General features: G+C 56.0%; 6 protein-coding genes. All 6 read right to left on the reverse strand.

The annotated features are described in order from the left end of the window. Positions 1-28: 28 nt before the first annotated feature. A complete protein-coding gene (gene rraA, locus LDK53_RS21535) occupies positions 29-514 on the reverse strand; it encodes a ribonuclease E activity regulator RraA (RefSeq protein WP_045285714.1) in 486 nt (161 codons plus the stop codon). A 92-nt stretch (positions 515-606) separates the two neighbouring features. Continuing rightward, positions 607-1527, reverse strand: a complete 921-nt coding sequence (gene menA / locus LDK53_RS21540; protein WP_025758828.1) for a 1,4-dihydroxy-2-naphthoate polyprenyltransferase — start codon at positions 1525-1527, stop codon at positions 607-609. A 68-nt stretch (positions 1528-1595) separates the two neighbouring features. After that, entirely contained in the window at positions 1596-2930 is a 1335-nt protein-coding gene (gene hslU / locus LDK53_RS21545; RefSeq protein WP_225288033.1) for an HslU--HslV peptidase ATPase subunit, read from the reverse strand. 9 nt (positions 2931-2939) lie between these two features. Beyond that, the gene (gene hslV / locus LDK53_RS21550; RefSeq protein WP_008501802.1) at positions 2940-3470 is read right to left on the reverse strand and encodes an ATP-dependent protease subunit HslV; all 531 of its coding nucleotides are present in this window, start codon (positions 3468-3470) and stop codon (positions 2940-2942) included. Positions 3471-3564: 94 nt separating this feature from the next. Further along, positions 3565-4560 carry a cell division protein FtsN gene (gene ftsN / locus LDK53_RS21555; RefSeq protein ID WP_208283825.1) on the reverse strand — a complete coding sequence of 332 codons (996 nt, stop codon included), beginning with the start codon at positions 4558-4560 and terminating at the stop codon, positions 3565-3567. Between the two features lie 93 nt (positions 4561-4653). Continuing rightward, positions 4654-5050 (reverse strand): substrate-binding domain-containing protein (locus LDK53_RS21560; RefSeq protein WP_225288034.1); only part of this gene is annotated, 397 nt, incomplete at its 5' end.

The following is a 5050-nucleotide window of genomic DNA, read 5'->3' on the forward strand; positions in this document are numbered from 1 at the left end:
TTTTTTATGGTTCACGCTGACTGTTTTACTACTCAATATCCAGCGGATCTTCGGACAGGATAATGCCGGTATTATCGGCGTAGAGATGGTCCCCGGAGAAGAAGGTCACGCCGCCGAAGTTAACGCGCACGTCGCTTTCGCCGATGCCGTCACCTGCCGCCCCTACCGGAATCGCCGCAATGGCCTGAATCCCGATATCCAGCTCCTCCAGATCGTCCACCTGGCGCACGGAACCGTACACCACAAGGCCTTCCCACTCATTCTGGACGGCAATTCCGGCCAGCTCTGCATCAATCAAGGCGCGCCGCACGGAACCGCCGCCGTCGATCACCAGAACGCGGCCGCGGCCGTTCTGCTCGAGCAGATCGTACAGCAACCCGTTATCCTCGAAACATTTCACCGTGACGATTTGACCGCCAAACGACGACCGCCCACCAAAGTTGGAGAATAACGGTTCAACGACGTTGACATCTTCCTGGTAGATGTCACAAAGCTCGGAGGTATCGTATTTCATAGGGTTAACGCTCAGTTGCTGCGAATGTGTTCAGTATATCGTGCGAAATGCGTTGTTGGCAAAATCATCAATTGTTAATTGATATTTGTCAGCTAACGCAGCGTCTGGCTTAAGACAATCCCGATGACGAACAACAGGTTAGTCAGCAGCGCGCCTTTTACCGTGCGCTCCAGCATCGGCGGCATGGCAGCCGGGCTGCGTTCACGCATGACAAAGCGGGCCTGGTTAATCAACAGCGGCGCGGCAAGCAAAAACAGCCAGCCCCACAGACTGTGCAGGGAAATCAGGTTAAACAGCGCGAGACAGACCAGGGCACCCAGCAGCAGGCAGGCATGGTAGCGACGCGCATTCACTGGCCCCAGACGGACCGCCAGGGTGTTTTTGCCGTTCTCGCGATCGCTGTCGATGTCGCGCAGGTTGTTGATGTTGAGCACTGCTGTCGCCAGCAGACCGCAGGCGGTCGCGGGCAGGAACAGGGCCGGGATCACCGTATGCGCCTGCAGATACCAGCTTCCCATCACGCTCAGCCAGCCGAAGAACACCAGCACGGAGATATCCCCGAGACCAATATAACCGTAGGGGCGCGTACCGACGGTATAAGTGATGGCGGCAATAATGGCCAATAGCCCCAACACCAGGAAGCCAATAAAATCGCTGGTGGTATTAGACGCCACCGTCACCAGTGCCAGGCCGGATAGGCAGATCAGCACCACGGTGATTATCAGCGCACGTTTCATCTGCGCCTGAGTGATCACCCCTTTTTGCATTCCACGCAGTGGCCCGATACGGTCCGGCTTGTCACTGCCTTTCACCGCATCGCCATAATCGTTGGCAAGGTTGGAGAGGATCTGCAGCAGACCCGCGGTAATCAATGCCAGTGCGGCCACCAGAGGATCAAAATAACCTTGCCACCAGGCAAGCGCCGTACCGACAATAATCGCGGCAAAGGCCAGAGGAAGGGTTTTAGGGCGCAAACTTTCGAGCCACGCCTGAGTACGGCTGATGTCAGTCATAAGTATTTAGCCAATAAAAATGGGGGCATTAGCCCCCATTAAACGTGATGAGAATGCAGTAACCGCGATTATAGGATAAAACGGCTCAGATCTTCATCTGCCACTAACGCATCCAGATGTTTACTCACATAGTCTGCGTCAATGGTAACGGTTTGGCCGCTGAGGTCGCTCGCGTCATAAGAGATATCTTCCACCAGGCGTTCCAGCACGGTGTGCAGACGACGCGCACCGATGTTCTCGGTGGTTTCGTTCACCTGCCATGCAGCCTGAGCAATACGCTTGATACCGTCTTCGGTGAATTCGAGGTTCACGCCTTCGGTCGCCATCAGCGCTTTGTACTGAACGGTAGCAGAAGCGTTTGGCTCGGTCAGGATACGTTCGAAATCTTCGGTGGTCAGCGCCTGCAGCTCAACGCGGATGGGCAGACGTCCCTGCAGTTCCGGGATCAGATCCGACGGGCTGGCGACCTGGAACGCACCTGAAGCGATAAACAGGATGTGGTCCGTTTTCACCATGCCGTGCTTGGTTGAGACGGTGCAGCCTTCCACCAGCGGCAGGAGGTCGCGCTGAACGCCTTCGCGGGAAACATCCGGGCCGGAACTGTTGCCGCCGCGCTTACAAATTTTGTCGATTTCGTCGATAAACACGATACCGTGCTGCTCAACCGCGTCGATAGCGTCCTGCTTCAGCTCTTCCGGGTTCACCAGCTTCGCCGCTTCTTCTTCAACCAACAGCTTCATCGCGTCTTTGATTTTCAGCTTACGCGCTTTATGCTTCTGACCACCCAGGTTCTGGAACATGGACTGCAGCTGGCTGGTCATCTCCTCCATTCCCGGAGGCGCCATGATTTCCACACCCATTGGCGCAGCAGCGAGATCGATCTCAATCTCTTTGTCGTCCAGCTGACCTTCACGCAGTTTTTTACGGAACGCCTGACGTGCCGCAGACGGTTCAGCCTGCTGTTCAGCCTGGCCCCAGTTATTTTTCGCCGGTGGGATCAGCACGTCGAGAATGCGCTCTTCAGCCATCTCTTCTGCGCGATAGCGGTTTTTCTCAATCGCCTGGACGCGCACCATTTTGATCGCCGAATCGGTCAGATCGCGGATGATGGAGTCCACTTCTTTACCTACATAGCCCACTTCGGTGAACTTGGTGGCTTCCACTTTGATGAACGGCGCATTAGCCAGTTTTGCCAGGCGACGGGCGATCTCGGTTTTACCGACGCCGGTCGGGCCGATCATCAGAATGTTTTTTGGCGTCACTTCATGGCGCAGCTCTTCGTCGAGCTGCATGCGGCGCCAGCGGTTACGCAGGGCAATCGCCACGGAACGCTTCGCGTTGTCCTGGCCGATAATATGTTTGTCCAGTTCGCTGACAATTTCGCGTGGGGTCATTTCAGACATGGGAGATCCTTACGCTTTGGAGGTCAATTCTTCGATGGTGTGATTGTGGTTGGTATAGATGCAGATATCACCTGCAATATCCAACGCCTTCACCGCGATATCACGCGCGTTCATGTCGGTGTTCTCCAACAGCGCGCGGGCTGCAGCCTGGGCATAAGGGCCGCCAGAGCCGATGGCAATCAGGTCATTTTCCGGCTGAATCACGTCACCGTTACCGGTGATGATAAGCGAAGCGGTTTCATCGGCCACCGCCAGCAGCGCTTCGAGCTTGCGCAGCATGCGGTCGGTACGCCAGTCTTTTGCCAGCTCCACGGCGGCTTTCACCAGATGACCCTGGTGCATTTCCAGTTTACGTTCAAACAGTTCAAACAGCGTGAAGGCATCAGCCGTGCCGCCTGCAAAACCGGCGATCACTTTGTCGTTATAGAGACGACGCACTTTCTTCACGTTGCCTTTCATGACGGTATTACCCAGCGTGGCCTGGCCATCACCGGCGATTACCACATGGCCGTTACGGCGTACACTTACTATTGTTGTCACGAGCAGACCCCCTGGTTACAGAATCGGGAAACAGGAGCCCTGAGCCTGTGCCCAGGGCTGAATAGAATGATAGATGGGGGGGAATTTGGGGGTTTCAACCCCCGGATGCGAGTCGAATGCAGTTTGTGTGACCGGCGAGTTTCAAACGAGAAATGGTGCCATCGGCATTTTCTTTGCCTTTGACCGGACCAATCACCACACGATTCCAGCCGTTATTGGTGGTAATTCGCGAGTCAAACCCTTCAAAAGCCAGCTGTGCACGCACCGTTTCCGCCTGCTCGGCGCCTTTGAACGAACCACACTGAACCATCCAGCGACGTTCGTCTTTTTTCTCTGCCGTCTGCTTAGGTGCTTCGGTCTCTTTGGTGATCGGCGCGGCCTGCTGCGTTTTCGGCTGTTGTGCGGTGGTATGCGCAGGCGTCTGCAGCAGATCCTGATACGGCTGAGCCGCCTGCTTCTGCGGCTGGGCCTTTGGCTGTTGCTGAGCAGTCTGGGACTGCGCCGTGCGCGTCTGCTGCTGGTACGGCTGTTCCGTGACCCGCGGCTGCGCTTTAGGCTGCTGTACCGGCTGGGTTTGCGCCCACTGCTGTTGTTGCTGCTGCTGAATCTGCTGTTGCGCCTGACGTCGCTGCAGCGTCTGCTGGCGCTGTTCCGGCGTCTGCTCATTCCACGGCACTTCATTCAGCTGCGTTGGCTGCTGGCGCATATCGGCCTGCATTTGTGCCAGCAGCTGACGCTGTTCATCCGTCAGTTGATTCGCATTCTGCACTTCACCACCCGCAGAAGGTTCGGTTGGCGCACGTACCCCAGGCTGACGGCTTTCCAGCTCTTTGATATAGCGCCAGCGCTCTTCAGGCTTCGGAGGAAGGCCATTTCCGGCCACCTTACTGGCCTGAAGCGCCTCAGACTCTTCTTTTTTATGGTGCGTGATAAAGTACAGGCCACCAATAAAGGCGACGACTACAGCCGCAGCAATAGCGACCATTGCTGGCGAGACAGCAGGCAGGTTACGTTGCTTTTTCCTTGAGCTACTCTTTTTGCGTCGCGAAGGTGCCGGCTGGCCGCGACGTACATAATCTCGTTGTGCCACTATCGTTTCGCTGTATTTATTCGTTCGTCAGTCCGCCATGTTACTTAAGCGGCGGGGCTTTGACCAGATAAGGGTGTCCTAAAGACGTTTACTTTAAGTCAATGCCTGGGTCGTGCCACGGACAATCAGTTCGCAGTCCAGCAACCGTGAGCCGCTGCTAACTGTTTGACCGTGAAGCTGATCCAGCAGAAGAAGCATCGCTTCGCGACCGATTTGGTAGCGCGGCTGAGAAACCGTTGAGAGCGGCGGATCGCAAAATTCTGAAAGCGAAATATTATCGAATCCGATGATGGATAAATCTTTCGGTATCCGCAGGCCGCGACGTTTGGCGTACGAAAGCGCGCCCAGCGCCATCACATCGCTGTGACAAAATACGGCGGTTGGCGGCTCTGGCAGATCCAGCAGCCTTTCCAGCGCTTGACCACCGGCTGCGAAGGTAAAGTCACCGCGCGCAATGTAGTGCGGATCGACGATGGCGCCGGTACGGCGC

Origin of the sequence: Enterobacter sp. K16B (assembly GCF_020216105.1) — a bacterium.
Lineage (GTDB): Bacteria > Pseudomonadota > Gammaproteobacteria > Enterobacterales > Enterobacteriaceae > Enterobacter > Enterobacter sichuanensis.

What these genes read in the sequence shown, in the direction of transcription:
- menA (WP_025758828.1), bottom strand. Translation starts at nt 1,527, where the DNA reads ATGACTGACATCAGCCGTACTCAGGCGTGGCTCGAAAGTTTGCGCCCT.
- hslU (WP_225288033.1), bottom strand. Translation starts at nt 2,930, where the DNA reads ATGTCTGAAATGACCCCACGCGAAATTGTCAGCGAACTGGACAAACAT.
- rraA (WP_045285714.1), bottom strand. Translation starts at nt 514, where the DNA reads ATGAAATACGATACCTCCGAGCTTTGTGACATCTACCAGGAAGATGTC.